Here is a 15049-nt window from a genome sequence, read left to right as displayed (position 1 = left end):
TGAGCAGGATAATAATATTTATTTTTGTAGCTGTTTGCATTAAACAAATGATTACTGTCTCAGGTCTTATTTAATGCTTGATTAAAAATTAATTTATGGTTTTACTTGTACTGATTCAATAAGAAAATCAGAAGCTGCTTTTAACCAATCAGCGACTGTAAGACGGAGGTCAGGTTGAGAATATACAAGTGCGACAATAATTCCAACTAAAATTATCTTCACCATGGCAATTCAAATATTATTATGAATTAAAGCACAACTATTTGGTAAAAAGAACCTTAAATTTATAAAAAATAGATTAATTAAAATTTCTCTAATTGATTAAACAAGTATTCCACTCTTCTTAGATTCACACCTAAATCTGATTGCCCTAATCTTGCTGCAGATCTTATCTGAATAATTCCTTTAGATCTATCTACATAACTTCTCACATCAAGCTTTAAAATTTCGAGGTCATCTGGAAATCTAAAAATTAAGCTTCTACAAACGCCCCTCCAATAATTTCTACCACTTTCAACAACTTCTGTCCTAGGTAACCCTTCTGCCAGAGAAACAAGTTGAATGAACTTTTGATCAACATTTATTAGTTTCTTTTCTATTAAGACACTATTTAATGGATTAGTTATTGGAGCAAGACCTTGAATGGAGGAAACCATATTTTTAAAAACTATATAGATGTTCTAACCGATTTCATACACAAAGTGAGAGGGAAAAAGTAAAGAATTCTCCCATAAATTTGATCTCTTTATAAAGATTCCTTATTTTGTGATCAAAATTCTAAAATTTGAGATTTTTAATTGTTTTTTTTGATAGAGATGGTTGTCTACCTTTTTTACTAGTTAGTTTCCTAACCCATATAAAAACTCCTACAAACAAAAATATTTCAACAATAATTCCAAGCTGTATAAGGCTCATTTTTTATCCTCTTTTTTCTTGTTGGTGCCTTCGATATATGGCACAAGGATATTTAATAACCATTTTTTAAATGCACTTAAAGGTTTCATAATCTATTTACTTGCCTTTTCTCCACATACTCCTACCTTTGATGAGATCCTCTATATTTGGCCAAGCTGCTATTAATTCTTTTAGTGCCTTTCTATTAGGAGTATAGAAAACACATGACAATGCACTTATCACATAAAGTATGAACCATAACTTACTTTCTGAATAAGCTAAAAACAAAGAGAAAAGAAAACTTCCAATAAAGAAAAAGAAAAATGACCTATTTAGTATTTCTAATGGAGTTCTTTTAAGTCTGTAAAATTTAATCTTTTTACTATCTTCTTCAGTATCTTTCTGAAATTTACTTTCGTAGGAATTAATTATTTCTTCTTCTAGAACTTTTTCATACTCTAAATTATCAATTGGATCGCTTTGATCCTTTTTATTTGTCATTGCTATCTATAAAGTACAAATATGTTAACTAATTTAAGGTATTTTAAAAAGTATCAAATTTTATCTGTTAACTGGAGCTATACGAACAGATCATGGTTTTGAAAATACTTCAAGATTGTCTTATTTATAAAAGATAAATTAGTCAAAATATTCTTTTTAATTTTCCCAAATCTTTCGGTCATTTAAAATAATCTCTTCTATAAACTTCATAGCATTAATTAAATTGGGAGGCAATATCTAAATCTAGAGTTAAAATGGTTTAGAGGTTTTAATAATAATCTATATGCAAAGGTATTTGATTTCCTACGAATTTACAGATGGCGAGGATCAAGAAGAAGGGGCAGAAATGCTAATTAATTGGTACGAATCAGGAGGTCCCCAAAACAGACCTGAAAACTATGAGGTTCATTCTTGGATTTTTATGGTTCAAAATGGAATTGGACATTCTGTAGTGAGTGCAGATTCTCTTGAAACAATTTGGAAGCAATGGCACCCCTGGAGAAGGTTAATGGATATAAGTATTCAGCCGTGTATGGATCTTGATGAGACAGTCGGTTTATTCAAAAAACAAAAAATGAATACAAGGATAGTCTAAAAATATTTCTAACTTCTAAATAAATTTCTTTTTAGTAGCGCCCAATACTACATACATATATCACTGCGTTAAAAAGGATAAGATTAATTTTCCATGATGAATGATTCTTATCACATTTACTTCAAAGGAGAAATTCTTTTCAAGAATTTAAGTAAAGATGAATTTGAATTTGTTTGGGGGAAACTTTATACATCTTATATAAATGCCCTAAATAAAGAGCTAACCTACGAATTAATTAGCGAAAGCAATATTATGGAGCCGGCCTTTAACCTTGAGGCATCTTACTAAATCAAGAACTAAATCCTAGATTATGAATAAAACAAGAACAGCTGTCTCTCTTTTATTTTGAGGTACTCTTTTTCTTCTTTAGTTATGTCTAAAGCAATTTTATTTGCCTCAATTTCAGCATTCGAACTATAAGTTTCAAAGTTTTCCTCTTTTTTAAACAGAGCAACAATGCCAATATCTGTTATGAACCAAATAAAATGATCCGTTTCTCCAATTGGCTCTTCTTTTAAAGAATCAATAATCAAATCACAAGTTGAATCCATTTAATTAATCTGAGAGTGGGTTTAATTGCCCCCATTGCAATACCTTACGGCCTCAGAATTGGTGCCACCATCTTCAATTATTTCTGCAACACATTTATTAAAAAGTTTAGATTCCTTTTTTACTGAACAGAATCCAAAAGCGATTGCAGCTAAAGCTATTGCCGATACGAAACTAGAACCAAGTTGTATAAAACCATAGGCAAACATAATGTTTTTCTTTCCAGAACATTTTTTTGAATCCTTTTTTTCTTCTGTCATTTTAAATATTTAACTCATACAAACCTATTTGATTAGTTTTAGGTTTGAGAAATATTTGCATAGAGAAAACCGAATTAAACAATTTTTAATCAGCTATGACAAAAATTAAAAATTTCAAGTTTAGATTGATTTTTCTTCACTTTAATTTTCAATTTGATACATCATGAAGAAAAAACTTTTTGAATTTTTTATCAACATGAGCTTCTGGTATAGAAAATTTATCTTTTTTAAAAAGTAATGATCCCATAGTTATAACAAGAGATTATGTTACTTTTTAAACTATATTTTATTTTTTTTGATGAAGTATTAATACTTAAAATTTTTTCCAGAAAAGCTTGTTTTGATAATGCTCCCGAAGAGTTATCCACTTTTTAAGCGTTTTTCAACAGGGTTTTCCACAATATGTTGATTAAATTTGAATTTCTATGTGCAAAATAAAATATTATCTTCTTTTAAGAAAAAACTATCCACAAATTTTTTTTGGGATCACTATGATTGCAACTGAATTTTAAAAATTTCAAGTCCAAATCCTATGAATCCAAATGAGACGAAAAAGGATTTAAATCCCGAAATCAAAAAAGAGTTGGCAAAATCCAAGCTCCAAGTTCTAACTAATGAAAATGATTTTTTAGTTAAAAACCTCAAAAAGGCTGGATGATCTACTAGAGCTTTTAAATACTTTTCAAACAATAAATTATTTAAGCTTCTATTCAAAGACAAAAAAATATTTTCTTGAATGATTACCGACAAAATTTTTAGTTTATTAAATATAAAATTTCTATTAAATATACAAACTAATTACTCCAGTTACTAAACATATAAACCAAATACTAGTTATATTATTCAAATCTCAGTAAGAGATCAGATTAGAAATATAAACGGAAAAATTTTTTAAATTTATTTAAACATTTAGTTTTTCCTGTATTCGCATCATAGTTTCTATTAAAGATGAATATCCAAGAACTTAAAGTCAACTACAAAAAGCTTCTAAACAAAGCCGCCAAAGCAAACGGTCGTAAAGAAACTGTTTCTTACTTAAATCGTGCTGCTAAAATTAAATCAAAAATCTATTCAAACACTAAAGTAAATTGCTTTAGATGTAATGGAGCAGGTTTTCTAAGAATTTCATTAGATGAGACTAAAACATGTCTATCTTGCTATGGGAAGGGTTTTTTAATTAAAGAAATTCAGCAGGTTTAAAAATTTTATTCTTCATGAAAGATCTCATTCAAGCTCACAAAAAATTGATTAAAACAGTTAAAGAACAAATGGGATTTTCTGATTATGGGATGTATTGGTTAGCTTTCCTGGAAGGGGGTCTAACTATATGGCTACTGGATAGAATATTTTTCCACTGGTTAAAGTTTTAATTTTTATTTAAGTCAAAAAATTTCTACAGGTATTAAATAAATAAATTAATCGAAACCATTCGAAAAGTTGTAGGATGGTAAAAAACCAATATGCAATTACTTGGATTAATTCTTCTTCTAGCTAGTAGCTGGTATTTATGGAAATTAACATCAAACTTTCTTGATGAACCAACAAAAAAAGAACTGACTAATAGTTTAAATAACCTCAAAAATAAATTCTCTGAGGGAAAACAAAATTTCTCTAAAGCAAAAATAAGTGAAGCTTGGGAAAAATACAAAGAAGAAGGTGGTGCTTTATCTAATAAAGAAAAAAGCTAGTGGACTTTTTTATTATTACAAGTCTCACTAAAGATATTTCTAGAATTGATCTAATTGGTATTTTGTTTGGTCATTTAATTTTTGGTATTGCATTGACACAGCTTTTAGATTGGAAGTGGTTAAAGAACCTTATGAGTGAAGAAGATAAAACAAGGATGCTTAAAAGTTATACATGGAAAGACCTATTAGTAGATGGAGCAATTGTCACGGTAGTTCTAGGAATAATCTTTTTGATAATTAGCATTTTTCTATAAATGAACGTAACTTACATCCTTTTAGTTTTTTTAATGATATCAATTGTGATTTTTACTCAAATAATCAATTCCTCCGATAAATCAAAATAAATGAACGAAGTAACTAGCAACTCCTCAACTGGATGGTACTTAATCGCTTTGGTAAGCACTTTATCTTTTTTAGCTTTAATTTACTTCGGCCAAAAAAGATAGAGTAAATTTTGAAAGACTATTTAAATTCATAAAAAAAACTCTGCAAATTGATGATTTGCAGAGTTTTTAATTATTAAGGAACTGATTTATATAAATCTATTGATTATAAAACCTTTTTTCTTAATCAAAGAAAAAGAGACCGATGAATGTGATGAAGATACTGAATTCACGGCCCCTTTGATAACCGCATTTTTCGGTAGATACGACAATGAATCACCTCCTTTACTAATGTTTTTCTAAAGATAACCAAAAGAATTAAACAAGGAAAGAAATTCGTTAAAAATTTAAAAATTTTTTAACAAATTAAAGATATAAATCTCTTCAATATAAATGTATTGATATTACCAAGGCAAAACTTCTCCGTTGGTATGCCAAAAAGTACCCGAGTTATTTTTATTTAAAGAATCAATACGTTTTAAAAGGCCATTTGCTGATTCTTCAGGACTAATTCCATTTCTTGTAAAGCCAGTCATTCTTGTACTCACTAACCCAGGATGCAAAATAGCTACATAAATATCTTCCCTTGATAAATCTATGGAAAGTGATTTTGCTGCCATGGACAAGGCAACCTTAGACATTCTGTAACCATAAGAACTTCCTGATGTATTATCTTCAATAGATCCCATTCTACTTGTGATAAAAGCAACTTTAGAAGATCTTTTTAAAAGATGTTTAAGTGATTGAGTCATACATATTGGGCTCAATGCATTGACTTCAAATTGACGCAAAATACTTTTCTTTTCTAAGTTTTCGAAAGAATTAAATTCATAAATTCCTGCATTATGAATTAAGCAATCTAAATTAACTCCAGATAATTTTTTACACAAATTTGTTATCGACTCATCAGAAGAAATTTCTACATTCTCTTCAACTCTCACTCCTAAATCTCTAAGTTCTTTTGAAGCTTTCCTACACGTTGCAATTACATTATCTCCCCTCTTATGAATTTGCCTACATAGTTCTAATCCAATACCCCTATTTGATCCTGTAATTAGAAAAGTCGACATCTCTAAACTTAAAAATAAAAACTAATCTAAATCCAAATATAAAAGAAAACAAACTAGAAAAAGAAAAAATTTATAAAATTCCTTATTAGATTTTTTAAGGTTATGATGGATTATGAAATTAAAAAAGATTTTATAAAAGAAAGCAAAGATATTTTTATCATCAAAATTTAATGTATGGAAATTTTCAATCAAGAATTTATACAAGAGATTATTAGGCTAACGTGGAGAAATCCTGCTTTCATGGCTATAGCTATCGCGTTAGTTTGGCTTATCCCACAATTATTTATCAGAAAAATAATGGCTAAAAAATATGAACAAAGAAAAATAGAAATACAGAAAAATAAAATTCAGAAGCTTTACCCAAGCAATACTCCTAAATAAGATTCTTATTTAGAAGGTGATCTAATGAATCAAAAGAATACTTTTCGGATCTAAGTAAAATATGAACTACAAAATAATTAGAATTGATGGGAAAGATGACGAATTAACCGCTCAAAGTTTTGATAAGTATTCAGATGCGTACGATTTGTTAGAGGAACTTTATGGAGATTTATGTTGTTCAGATGCTGATTATGGAGACATAACCTATTACGATATTGTGGAAAATAATTTAAAAAATATTAATGAAGAATAAAAAATGGGCTCCCTCTCAAGAAGAAAATTTAGGGGCAATAACAAGAGTGTATAAATTCATTAAAGAAGAACTTTCAGAACTTCAAAAAGAAACTGGATGTCCCGATTCATTTATTTATGATTTTATTGGCAAAATTCAGACTGAATGGCATCCTCAATCTTGCCACTCCATAGTTAGAAATAAAAAAAGGAAAAATTAGAAAATATTAAATCTTCAACTCAAATTTATAAATCTTCTTTAATATGATTTGAATTTAAAAACATTAAAGCATGATTATTAGAATACTAGGTATCGTACTTATCCTTGGTACGATTGCTTATTATGGTTTAGTTTTGACTGGGCAAAGCAACCTTTAGTTTTTTCAACTTTTAAAATTTCTCATGAAATGGCCTCCTACTCTTTGTTGGACAGCACCAAAAACTATTAATGGTAATAGGCATTTTCAAGTTAAAGCTTATGGTGGTAAAAATGATGATAGATGGGTTGATATTTTTCCTACCAAAAATAAAAAAGATATTAAAAGGATCCTATGGACAAAACTAAAATCAGAATGGACTTCTGGATGGTTAAGGCTCCCAAAAGATAAAGATTAATTTGTCTATGTAAATAAATATTATTAACCAGAAAACTGTAAAAAATAATACCTAATACAAAAAAAATAACTTCTAAAATTTTTAAAATGCTCTTTAATATGAAGCCAGAACCGAAGAAAAAACTCCCGAATAAAAAAGTTATAAGTTCAGCAAAATTTGAGGCTAAAGAACAATTCACAAAATCTGCATTAGATAATTTAAAAACAGAAAATGAAAGGCTTGTTAATTCACTAAAAAAATCTGGGGAAATTAAAGAATCAAAAAGAAAATAGAATTACAGTATTAAAAAATTTTTATTATTATATTATTTTATGGATTGAGAAATGATTGAAAAAATCTCTCTAGCAAATTCTCATTTACCTCAACTTATTGGGTTCGTACTCATGTCAATTGGTTATACATTAGGCAATAAATTTTACCTTCCTGAAATCAAACAAAAGTAGTAATTTCTAGTTATTAAATATATTTAAAATAAATTATATTAAATTTATATTCCTAGTAAAAATTAAATACATTATCTGATTTGGCGAAACAAAATTTTAAAGCTTTCTGCAATTCAATTTAAAAAAGTCATAGGATAAAATTAACACAGAAATGGAACACTTTTGTCTTTAAAAGTGTTAAATCCAAAGAAAAAGTAAGAATTCATACTAATTTTTTTTAAATATGTTACATTAATTAATAATTCAAGTTAGGTTTCCTCTGTTAATAACGCAGAAATAAGGAAATGTTTGATACATACAAATGTCATTTACTCTTTGACTTACTAATTGATCACATATTAAAAATAAAAATGGATGCTCTTACTAGTTTTATAGTTGTTATCATCGCAATCACTATTCAATTCTCTTTATACGCCATCAAAAGGGTGCGGGAACCTTTAGAACCAAATTATTTGATAGATAAAAATGCGAAAAAAATAAAAAACTACATGGGTAAATTTTGGAAAAACGCCGAAATAACAAATGGGAGATTAGCTATGATTGGTTTTTTAGCTTTGATAGTAAACTACGGTTTTTTTGGATGGATAATACCTGGTTTTATTTAAAATATAAATACATTAAAGACTAGAAGAAAATAAATCCCTCGTTCAAAACAAACTCTCCTTTTAAAAAAAAAAATTTTATTATAAGTAAAAAACCAAGTGAGTAATTCTGATTTTGATAAAAATGGATTAGACAGCTATGGAATACATTGGCTTCAATATGCTGCTTTTGCTGTCTCTGGTTTTGCTATATTTACAACCTGGGCATTTTTTTATGATGAAAGATTCCACAACTTTGTAATGAATATTTTTAGATTTATTAACTGCAGCGGGTTCAACTGTAATGGAGCATTTTAAAATTCAATGGCTAATCCAGATCAAAAAACAATACTAATTGATAGTGCTTATGAGGAAATTAAAAATATTTGTATAAATCTTCAAAAAGATACTGATGCTTCGAATTTAGAAGTTAAATGTTTACTAAAACTAATTATGAATGAATGGGAAGAAAAGGAAGAGCAAAAAAGTGGTTTTGGATTCAGGTAAAGTTAGTCAATATCTAGAGGAGACTTTGCCATCAAATTATTTTAATATGAACAGATTTTTTATTTTAAAAATTTAATATTTATAAATTCGCATTTTTTTAGAAAAAAATTAAAAAGGAATGAATATCAAAAAGATGATTCATTCCAAATTTAGCATTAGTTTTATCTAGATTTAAATTTTATAATCTAACTCCTCTGGTGGACTGTCAATCATTAGATCCCTCCCATACAACAAATTAAACATACGCCTTACTTATAAAGAAAGTAAATCAGTAAAAATGCTGATTTATTATTTTCTAAAATGTTTGAATTAAAGTAGCCAATTCTGGTGCATCTAATAAAAGTGCAAAAAATGTAAGCACAACTAATAGAAATATAGAAAAGTAAAATTGAATCATAATTTTCAAATTACTTAAAAAGATTTTTTTAAGTTGTATAAAATAATGCTTTGTTTACATAATTAAATATCTGTACCTAGAAAAGTTTAATTGGATAATGATTAAGATCCTTCAGGGGAAAATATATTCCTATTTTTTTGCCAATACTCACAACCTTTAAGTAAATGATCACCCTGCGGTATACGTTTTTCGTATCTTGGACATATCAAGACAGTAGCAAAAGTTTCTGTAGTGCTGTAGCGAAAGTGATTGCAAGTAATACAAATCTTTGTACGTTTTCGTTTTAGGGTAGATTCTTTTAGATATTCCCATTTTGAAGGATTTAGCTTAATCATGATTAGTGGAATCTGCTAGTAACAATTTCCCAACCTCCTGAAACTAATTCATCCCATGTTTCGCAAGCACACTCAATAGAATGTAGTCTTGAATTTTTGAGTTGGGCAGGTTCACCTAATTCATTTGCATAGAAAAGGTGAGTATAAACTTTTAAATTATTAGTTAGAGATTTCTTATAACTCTCAAAAAGAATTAATAAACCACTTTTTTTGTTAAACAACCAGCCAGTTGGGGTGTCAATAAGGCTGCCACTATAAAAATTAGTCCAAACATTAGCAACTCCTGGTGTCATTAAGATAATACAGTTGTACTATTAATATAAATGTACTACTCCTAGGTGTCAAGTATTCATCCAAGAAATTATTTAAATACGAAAATTACTTCCGAGAAATAAACAGAAATAAACTTCTTATTTGGTAATAGTGAATACAAGTAACTCCTTGAAAAGGAAAATATCATTTAAAGAGTATCTCCAAAAGAATGCAATGTATCGAAATCCCTTCTACTTAGGATGGAACAAAGGTTGGTCTTTTTTATTTTTTTTAGAGGGTGGCATTGCAAAAATTGAAGCAAAAGGTTTTGGTATTTCTATTACAACAAAAGTTAAGAAAGGAGAATCGCCCCTAGAATCTGCGGATAGATTAGTCTCTAAAGAGCAAAGGATTAGAAAATCAAGATATTATTCTTGGGTTAAATCTATTAATAAAAAAACAATAAATTAACCAATCCTTAAATTTCTAAAGTAATTTGTTGACAGTCAATTTAAAATAGAAAATAGTCATTTATTTTTCGTGTCCAATAAATTTTATGAATGGTGGAAAAACCATAGAAAAGTTGTAACCTATGGGGCTTTTATCATCTTGTTTGGTTTTTATTTATCTCCTGTTGTCAAAGAAGCAAAATACAAAAACCAATGTATTAAGTACTCTACTAAAGGAGCTTTAACTAAATTTAATAAGGACGATATAGGAGAAACTTTACTAGAAGAAACAGGTTTGAACATTGATGAACTAGCAAAGATTGAAGGCTATAAGAATTGCATTAATTAAAAAGTTTGCAAAATTTACGCTGAGTTTTTAAATGATTAAAGGCATATTTAAACTTATTTTATTAGTAATATTATTTGGATTTATATCAATAAGTCCAAAAACAAGATATTTGGCTGGAATAACTCTAAAAGAAATCTCTTCATTTCTTTTATGGACTGTTAAATATGAAGATAGAGAAAAATGGATCATAGATAAACCTAGTTGGATACCTACTCAAAAACTTAAGCCATCTTATTAAATGAAGACTTATTTAGAAGAACGAATTGAATGGTATGACGATAATTATAGAAATGGTAATGCTTTAATCTCTGATAAGCAGTTCGACCAACTTGAAAAAAATTTATTAAGAACAAACCCTAATTGTGATTACTTTAAAAAGAAAAATAAACTAGTTTTACCTTCATTAGAAAAAGATTCAATAGATGAATTTTTGAAAGGATTATTAACAGATACCAGATTATTAATTGAACCAAAAATTGATGGTTGTGCTGTTGCTTTGCAATATAGGGATGGCACCTTGGAAAAGGCAATTTCAAGAAAAGGGGCCGACGTTACTAGTAAACTTATTAAAGTCCCAGACATTCCCAATAATCTCCCTTTAAGAGGAGTTCTTCAAGTTAGAGGTGAATTATATGCACCCAATCAAAATCCAAATATCTCCCAGAGAATCGCTTCTGGATTTCTAAGAGCTAAAGAAGGATTTTCTGAAAGTCTTAGCTTCTGCGCATTTCAAATACTTAATTCAAAACTTAACCAATATGAGTCAAAAAAAAGTCTTTCAAAGCTTGGCTTCACGATACCTCAGGATATTTCATGCAACTTTACGAGCCAAGTTGAAGTATTTAGAAAACAATGGCTAGAAGGGAAGCTTTTTAGTAAATATCCAACAGATGGAATAGTAGTAAAAATAAATTCTAGAAAATTACAATTGATTAGAGAAAAATCAAATTTAGATTATCCTTATTGGCAAGTAGCAATAAAACGTTAATGGAATTAATACACCAGATTTTTCCTACTTGGCATATTTACTTGGATATGTTTTTGGTTGGCTTTGCAACTTATGGTTTTCTACGAATTAAGAAAAAAATAAAAACTAAATAAAGTTTTTAAATCATCCGTGGTCCTTAAGCATGGATTTAAGTTGTTCACTGTCTAATTGTTCAAGATAATTTCTCATTGCCAACCAAGATCTTCTGCTCTCTAACTTTCCACTTTGTTTAAATAAATTTGCGGAAACTTGATCTATCAATTCTTTATGATTCATATTTATATTCTTCATCAAGTTCAATGACAACACCATTAAAAAATTCTGCTAATAATTTTGATGGGTCTTGCATAGATATCTTTCTATCTACTTTTGATAATTTCTTTTTGATTGGATTTAACTTAGTCATACTGATTCAGGTAATTCAAGTTCTTCAAAAGTCCAACCTTCTAATTGAAGGTCATGCCATTTATCCCAAGCATTATCCAAATACATTTGAGTGGATGATTTAATTGCCATTGGCTCACCAAGATCATTTGCATAATATGTATGAGCAAAAATTCTCATACTATTTCTTGGAGATTTTTTATTCCTTGTAAATAAAATTAGTCTGCTGCGGTCTGGGCTAAGCAACCAACCACTTGGGGACTCATTACGATAACCGTAAGAAAAATTAGTCCAAACATTAGCTCCTCCTAAAGTCATTACTTAGTAATACATGTGTACTACTAATATAAATACATTAGCAATGGATCGTCAAGTATTTTGGCAAATAAATTATTTACAATCATCACTATTAGCTAATCTAAACAGTTGTAATACTTTGCCAAGCCATCCCAAGGTTCAATAATTCCCCAGTTTCTTTGATATGCGAATTCTTGAAATTCATCACTAATGATTTTCCAGTTTTTAACACGTCTATAAAATACAGCACCTTTTTGAATATCAACAGGAATTTTATGCCCCACTTGACCATTTGCCTTGAAATTTATAGGTCGGTTTGAGGAACTATTAGGTACGGGAAGAGGTATATTTTTTGAATCAATAAATACTAAAGCAGTCCTAGGATTAATACATGGTTGTCATGAGACAGTTGCAGGGATACAACTGAAGCCAACCATAAATTATTAGAGATCGATTCAAGATTTAAAACACACTCAATTTTTAAAAACAATCCTTCAATACAGATAAAACTGAAATAAATCAGGATTTGAAAACAATGTAATCTTAGATACCAACAGGTATTTAGCTAATTGATTATAAGTATTACACACGAGTTAACCCGTTCCAATTTGTTGACTCTGAGGTTTTACCGTTGATTCCTTATCTACTGAAAGTTGTTCCTTGCAGCTTGAGATTCAAAAACGGTCTTTATTTAATTTAAACCATGCAAAAGAAAATCGTAAAAAAATATGCTGAATTATTGCATCAGGCGCAACAAGCTACTGGAAGAAAAGAAGCAGTTGGACTATTACATAAAGCAGCAAAGTTAAAAACTAAATTTGATAATTATGAGATGATGTGATCATCTACAAAGCAATTTTCACAAATAAGAATGTCATTGTTAAATAAATTCTCGATTAAAGATATCATTCTCTCAAGCAAAGAGGCATATCAAAAGGAACTCAAAAACAACGCTGTGGGTTCACAAATAGGAAGGTCATTATTTAATAAATTCTCGATTAAAGAAATTATACTCTCAAGCAAAGAGGCATATCAAAAGGAACTCAAGAACAAAGGTGTGGGTTCAGATATAGGTAAGTCATTATTTAATAAATTTTCGATTAAAGATTTTTCCTTCAATATTTCCAACAGATAAGCGTAATTTATAAAAGGGTACCATTACCTATACAGGGGAGGCCGAAGTGTTACGTTTACAGGGGAAGACTAAACCCTTATGTATAAAGGGGAAAGACTAAACCCCTCCGTATATAGGGAGAAGACAACAAGACAAAAAGTATCTCTTAACTAATATCCTCAGCGAGACGAAGTCGAGCGGGTGATTGGATATTCTGTAAACACTTCCCCACACTCATCTAACTAAAGGGATAGTGATGTAAGTAATGACCACGAACATCCATTAATAACACTATTAATACCAATCTATAAATACTCAAAATTACTATTTAAAAATGAAAAACATACACAACATTCATACTTCCAAAACTTCATTTGAAGAAGCAATTAAAACATCACTCTTTTACAAAGACAAATATGATGATTGAGAAAGAAAACAAATGATTATTCAGGACTTCAAGCTCACATTTCTAGTGAACTATATGTTGATGGTTAAGTAGCTAAAGATAAAAAGAGTTCAGAGTAAAGATTAAATATTTAAGTTAGCCAGTCCTGACATAATTTTTAAACATTAATTTTATTTATACCTAAGTGTATCAATAACTAGTCCTAGAAAATACTTTAGAAGTCTTAACTAGACCAACAAAAACATCCCTAAGCATACTTAAGTGTATCCTTTACATTTTGTTGAGAACTTCAATAAAGAAATAAATAATATTCCAATTTAACTGATATTACTGGACTTTATGGAAAAATAAATATAAGATCATAATCAAAAATAAAGCTAATTTATCCTCTAAACGAATCCTCACAGATGACAGATCAAGACCCCTCAAGAGCGATAACGGACATTGATATGGCGAAGTTAGCACAAGCAATTGAACACTTTCGTACATTAGATAAAGAAATACCCGCTCAAGTTATTGCTACTTTTCTATACGTTGCTTCCCATGATGACTGTTCTAAGGTCGATCTGGAAAAGGCTCTTGCCTTCTCAACTGCTAGTGGTAGTCGTAACACTGATTGGTTAAGTGCTTATCACAGACTAAATAAACCTGGACTTGGACTGATAATTAAGTATCGTGATCCCAATAATCGCAGAAAACAAGTTTTGCAATTATCACCCAAAGGTCGAAAACTTGTACAAGAGCTGAAACAGATTCTTTATTCTTCTAATTGATTATGAAAAAAGAAGATAATAGTCCTCCAATTCTTGAAATCCTTGATGATGATTATTTATCCAGTGCTGAAACAATTTTCACTATTAGTGACTGTTCAGAACCAGCTTATGGATGTTTCCTAGAAGGCAAATCGACTGCGTCTTGGTATCCCAATTCAGAAAAAGATGAATGTGATACTGAAGTAATAGCTGAAGCAAAAGTTGCATCAATACTTCATCAAGGGTATTCAAACAAAGCAATCTATGAATGGCTTGATAACCACTCTTCAGATTTCAGTTCTGCAGGCGAATTGCTTCTTGATTTACTGGATTGGGAGGGAGAGAATCTTGATGAAGAGATTAGATGTTCTACCACAAGAATAATAATCTTAGAAAAATTCGAAGTTAAAGCAAAATATAGGAACAAAGGAATTGGAAAATTTCTTGCAAGAAAAATTCTTCATAGCGCAGCAGCGAAAGGTGAGTGTGTAGTTGTACAACCTGATCTTGGTACAGAGAATGGAAATGAACCTGAAAGACTTAAAAAGTTTTGGCTTGGTCTAGATAAGGGAATGAAATATTCAGCTCAATTCAACACAATATATACAAGTATTTTTGATTGAAAAAT

38 protein-coding genes are annotated in these 15049 nt (G+C 29.3%); 25 read left to right on the top strand and 13 right to left on the bottom strand.

Features of this window, described 5'->3' with window-relative positions:
* Positions 1-93: 93 nt before the first annotated feature.
* From HA152_RS10040 to HA152_RS03880, 4 genes are all read right to left on the bottom strand, one after another.
* Positions 94-225, bottom strand: a complete 132-nt coding sequence (locus tag HA152_RS10040) for a hypothetical protein (RefSeq protein ID WP_011818220.1) — start codon at positions 223-225, stop codon at positions 94-96.
* Between the two features lie 77 nt (positions 226-302).
* Complete coding sequence (locus tag HA152_RS03890) at positions 303-656, bottom strand: DUF1499 domain-containing protein (protein WP_209042739.1); 354 nt, start codon at positions 654-656, stop codon at positions 303-305.
* A gap of 121 nt (positions 657-777) precedes the next feature.
* Positions 778-915, bottom strand: coding sequence for a hypothetical protein (locus HA152_RS03885; RefSeq protein WP_193742477.1), 138 nt, complete (start codon positions 913-915; stop codon positions 778-780).
* A 96-nt stretch (positions 916-1011) separates the two neighbouring features.
* Positions 1012-1395 (bottom strand): DUP family protein, encoded by a 384-nt coding sequence (locus tag HA152_RS03880; protein WP_209133742.1) that lies wholly within the window; start codon positions 1393-1395, stop codon positions 1012-1014.
* A gap of 283 nt (positions 1396-1678) precedes the next feature.
* On the opposite strand from HA152_RS03880, the gene HA152_RS03875 reads away from it, so the two are divergent.
* Both HA152_RS03875 and HA152_RS03870 read left to right on the top strand, forming a co-directional pair.
* On the top strand, positions 1679-1990 hold the full coding sequence (locus tag HA152_RS03875) for a DUF3303 domain-containing protein (protein WP_011818215.1): 312 nt from the start codon (positions 1679-1681) through the stop codon (positions 1988-1990).
* Positions 1991-2086: 96 nt separating this feature from the next.
* Positions 2087-2278 carry a hypothetical protein gene (locus HA152_RS03870; RefSeq protein ID WP_245211199.1) on the top strand — a complete coding sequence of 64 codons (192 nt, stop codon included), beginning with the start codon at positions 2087-2089 and terminating at the stop codon, positions 2276-2278.
* Between the two features lie 20 nt (positions 2279-2298).
* Here the strand turns inward: HA152_RS03870 and HA152_RS03865 are convergent, their stop codons facing one another.
* Together HA152_RS03865 and HA152_RS03860 are read right to left on the bottom strand one after the other, a co-directional pair.
* Positions 2299-2541, bottom strand: a complete 243-nt coding sequence (locus HA152_RS03865; protein ID WP_209133736.1) for a hypothetical protein — start codon at positions 2539-2541, stop codon at positions 2299-2301.
* A 21-nt stretch (positions 2542-2562) separates the two neighbouring features.
* A complete protein-coding gene (locus HA152_RS03860) occupies positions 2563-2799 on the bottom strand; it encodes a hypothetical protein (RefSeq protein ID WP_025890625.1) in 237 nt (78 codons plus the stop codon).
* A gap of 532 nt (positions 2800-3331) precedes the next feature.
* On the opposite strand from HA152_RS03860, the gene HA152_RS10035 reads away from it, so the two are divergent.
* From HA152_RS10035 to HA152_RS03835, 6 genes are all read left to right on the top strand, one after another.
* On the top strand, positions 3332-3457 hold the full coding sequence (locus HA152_RS10035; RefSeq protein WP_257470643.1) for a hypothetical protein: 126 nt from the start codon (positions 3332-3334) through the stop codon (positions 3455-3457).
* Positions 3458-3747: 290 nt separating this feature from the next.
* Positions 3748-3999 carry a hypothetical protein gene (locus HA152_RS03855; RefSeq protein WP_025931689.1) on the top strand — a complete coding sequence of 84 codons (252 nt, stop codon included), beginning with the start codon at positions 3748-3750 and terminating at the stop codon, positions 3997-3999.
* A 14-nt stretch (positions 4000-4013) separates the two neighbouring features.
* Positions 4014-4169: a hypothetical protein gene (locus tag HA152_RS03850; protein WP_012007524.1), complete on the top strand. Its 156-nt coding sequence runs from the start codon at positions 4014-4016 to the stop codon at positions 4167-4169.
* Positions 4170-4259: 90 nt separating this feature from the next.
* Entirely contained in the window at positions 4260-4487 is a 228-nt protein-coding gene (locus tag HA152_RS03845) for a hypothetical protein (RefSeq protein WP_011862743.1), read from the top strand.
* Positions 4487-4741 carry a hypothetical protein gene (locus HA152_RS03840; protein ID WP_209133734.1) on the top strand — a complete coding sequence of 85 codons (255 nt, stop codon included), beginning with the start codon at positions 4487-4489 and terminating at the stop codon, positions 4739-4741. Before HA152_RS03845 ends, HA152_RS03840 begins: the two co-directional genes overlap by 1 nt.
* Before the next feature lie 291 nt (positions 4742-5032).
* The gene (locus HA152_RS03835; RefSeq protein WP_209133732.1) at positions 5033-5173 is read left to right on the top strand and encodes a hypothetical protein; all 141 of its coding nucleotides are present in this window, start codon (positions 5033-5035) and stop codon (positions 5171-5173) included.
* Between the two features lie 101 nt (positions 5174-5274).
* Here the strand turns inward: HA152_RS03835 and HA152_RS03830 are convergent, their stop codons facing one another.
* Positions 5275-5940 (bottom strand): SDR family oxidoreductase, encoded by a 666-nt coding sequence (locus HA152_RS03830; RefSeq protein WP_209133730.1) that lies wholly within the window; start codon positions 5938-5940, stop codon positions 5275-5277.
* Between the two features lie 174 nt (positions 5941-6114).
* On the opposite strand from HA152_RS03830, the gene HA152_RS03825 reads away from it, so the two are divergent.
* The 8 genes from HA152_RS03825 to HA152_RS03790 all read left to right on the top strand — a co-directional run bounded on the left by HA152_RS03825 (position 6115) and on the right by HA152_RS03790 (position 8698).
* Positions 6115-6321: a hypothetical protein gene (locus HA152_RS03825; RefSeq protein WP_042850175.1), complete on the top strand. Its 207-nt coding sequence runs from the start codon at positions 6115-6117 to the stop codon at positions 6319-6321.
* A 61-nt stretch (positions 6322-6382) separates the two neighbouring features.
* On the top strand, positions 6383-6574 hold the full coding sequence (locus HA152_RS03820) for a hypothetical protein (RefSeq protein WP_209133728.1): 192 nt from the start codon (positions 6383-6385) through the stop codon (positions 6572-6574).
* On the top strand, positions 6564-6773 hold the full coding sequence (locus HA152_RS03815) for a hypothetical protein (protein WP_209133726.1): 210 nt from the start codon (positions 6564-6566) through the stop codon (positions 6771-6773). Before HA152_RS03820 ends, HA152_RS03815 begins: the two co-directional genes overlap by 11 nt.
* Before the next feature lie 181 nt (positions 6774-6954).
* On the top strand, positions 6955-7167 hold the full coding sequence (locus tag HA152_RS03810; protein WP_209133723.1) for a TIGR02450 family Trp-rich protein: 213 nt from the start codon (positions 6955-6957) through the stop codon (positions 7165-7167).
* Between the two features lie 98 nt (positions 7168-7265).
* Complete coding sequence (locus tag HA152_RS03805) at positions 7266-7439, top strand: hypothetical protein (protein WP_209133721.1); 174 nt, start codon at positions 7266-7268, stop codon at positions 7437-7439.
* 521 nt (positions 7440-7960) lie between these two features.
* A complete protein-coding gene (locus tag HA152_RS03800; RefSeq protein WP_209134655.1) occupies positions 7961-8215 on the top strand; it encodes a chlorophyll a/b-binding protein in 255 nt (84 codons plus the stop codon).
* Positions 8216-8311: 96 nt separating this feature from the next.
* On the top strand, positions 8312-8509 hold the full coding sequence (locus tag HA152_RS03795; RefSeq protein WP_025888115.1) for a hypothetical protein: 198 nt from the start codon (positions 8312-8314) through the stop codon (positions 8507-8509).
* Between the two features lie 6 nt (positions 8510-8515).
* A complete protein-coding gene (locus HA152_RS03790; protein ID WP_209133719.1) occupies positions 8516-8698 on the top strand; it encodes a hypothetical protein in 183 nt (60 codons plus the stop codon).
* Positions 8699-9196: 498 nt separating this feature from the next.
* Here the strand turns inward: HA152_RS03790 and HA152_RS03785 are convergent, their stop codons facing one another.
* Together HA152_RS03785 and HA152_RS03780 are read right to left on the bottom strand one after the other, a co-directional pair.
* Positions 9197-9430: a hypothetical protein gene (locus HA152_RS03785; protein ID WP_209133717.1), complete on the bottom strand. Its 234-nt coding sequence runs from the start codon at positions 9428-9430 to the stop codon at positions 9197-9199.
* A gap of 2 nt (positions 9431-9432) precedes the next feature.
* On the bottom strand, positions 9433-9723 hold the full coding sequence (locus HA152_RS03780; RefSeq protein WP_209133715.1) for a DUF1651 domain-containing protein: 291 nt from the start codon (positions 9721-9723) through the stop codon (positions 9433-9435).
* Between the two features lie 130 nt (positions 9724-9853).
* Between HA152_RS03780 and HA152_RS03775 the strand changes: the two genes are divergently transcribed.
* The 4 genes from HA152_RS03775 (at position 9854) to HA152_RS03760 (ending at position 11468) form a co-directional block, all read left to right on the top strand.
* Entirely contained in the window at positions 9854-10153 is a 300-nt protein-coding gene (locus HA152_RS03775) for a hypothetical protein (RefSeq protein ID WP_245211198.1), read from the top strand.
* Positions 10154-10222: 69 nt separating this feature from the next.
* A complete protein-coding gene (locus HA152_RS03770) occupies positions 10223-10480 on the top strand; it encodes a hypothetical protein (protein WP_025890613.1) in 258 nt (85 codons plus the stop codon).
* Positions 10481-10511: 31 nt separating this feature from the next.
* On the top strand, positions 10512-10718 hold the full coding sequence (locus tag HA152_RS03765) for a hypothetical protein (protein WP_209133713.1): 207 nt from the start codon (positions 10512-10514) through the stop codon (positions 10716-10718).
* Positions 10719-11468: an NAD-dependent DNA ligase gene (locus tag HA152_RS03760; RefSeq protein WP_209133711.1), complete on the top strand. Its 750-nt coding sequence runs from the start codon at positions 10719-10721 to the stop codon at positions 11466-11468. It abuts the gene before it with no gap.
* A 123-nt stretch (positions 11469-11591) separates the two neighbouring features.
* On the opposite strand, the gene HA152_RS03755 is transcribed toward HA152_RS03760, so the two are convergent.
* The 4 genes from HA152_RS03755 to HA152_RS03740 all read right to left on the bottom strand — a co-directional run bounded on the left by HA152_RS03755 (position 11592) and on the right by HA152_RS03740 (position 12433).
* A complete protein-coding gene (locus tag HA152_RS03755; protein WP_209133709.1) occupies positions 11592-11744 on the bottom strand; it encodes a hypothetical protein in 153 nt (50 codons plus the stop codon).
* A complete protein-coding gene (locus tag HA152_RS03750; RefSeq protein WP_209133707.1) occupies positions 11734-11874 on the bottom strand; it encodes a hypothetical protein in 141 nt (46 codons plus the stop codon). The genes HA152_RS03755 and HA152_RS03750 overlap by 11 nt, the downstream gene beginning before the upstream one ends.
* Positions 11871-12170: a DUF1651 domain-containing protein gene (locus tag HA152_RS03745; protein ID WP_011818187.1), complete on the bottom strand. Its 300-nt coding sequence runs from the start codon at positions 12168-12170 to the stop codon at positions 11871-11873. The genes HA152_RS03750 and HA152_RS03745 overlap by 4 nt, the downstream gene beginning before the upstream one ends.
* Positions 12171-12265: 95 nt before the next feature.
* Positions 12266-12433, bottom strand: a complete 168-nt coding sequence (locus tag HA152_RS03740) for a hypothetical protein (RefSeq protein ID WP_209133705.1) — start codon at positions 12431-12433, stop codon at positions 12266-12268.
* Positions 12434-12446: 13 nt separating this feature from the next.
* Here HA152_RS03740 and HA152_RS03735 point away from each other — a divergent pair, with 13 nt between their 5' ends.
* From HA152_RS03735 to HA152_RS03715, 5 genes are all read left to right on the top strand, one after another.
* A complete protein-coding gene (locus HA152_RS03735; RefSeq protein WP_209133703.1) occupies positions 12447-12596 on the top strand; it encodes a hypothetical protein in 150 nt (49 codons plus the stop codon).
* A 256-nt stretch (positions 12597-12852) separates the two neighbouring features.
* On the top strand, positions 12853-12990 hold the full coding sequence (locus HA152_RS03730; protein WP_209133701.1) for a hypothetical protein: 138 nt from the start codon (positions 12853-12855) through the stop codon (positions 12988-12990).
* Positions 12991-13020: 30 nt separating this feature from the next.
* Positions 13021-13284, top strand: a complete 264-nt coding sequence (locus HA152_RS03725; RefSeq protein WP_209133699.1) for a hypothetical protein — start codon at positions 13021-13023, stop codon at positions 13282-13284.
* 792 nt (positions 13285-14076) lie between these two features.
* A complete protein-coding gene (locus HA152_RS03720; RefSeq protein ID WP_209133697.1) occupies positions 14077-14442 on the top strand; it encodes a MarR family winged helix-turn-helix transcriptional regulator in 366 nt (121 codons plus the stop codon).
* Between the two features lie 2 nt (positions 14443-14444).
* Complete coding sequence (locus tag HA152_RS03715; protein ID WP_209133696.1) at positions 14445-15044, top strand: GNAT family N-acetyltransferase; 600 nt, start codon at positions 14445-14447, stop codon at positions 15042-15044.
* Positions 15045-15049: the final 5 nt, after the last annotated feature.

The organism is Prochlorococcus marinus XMU1412, assembly GCF_017696315.1.
Lineage (GTDB): Bacteria > Cyanobacteriota > Cyanobacteriia > PCC-6307 > Cyanobiaceae > Prochlorococcus_A > Prochlorococcus_A marinus_AF.
This window is presented reverse-complemented; position numbering and strand designations above follow the sequence as displayed.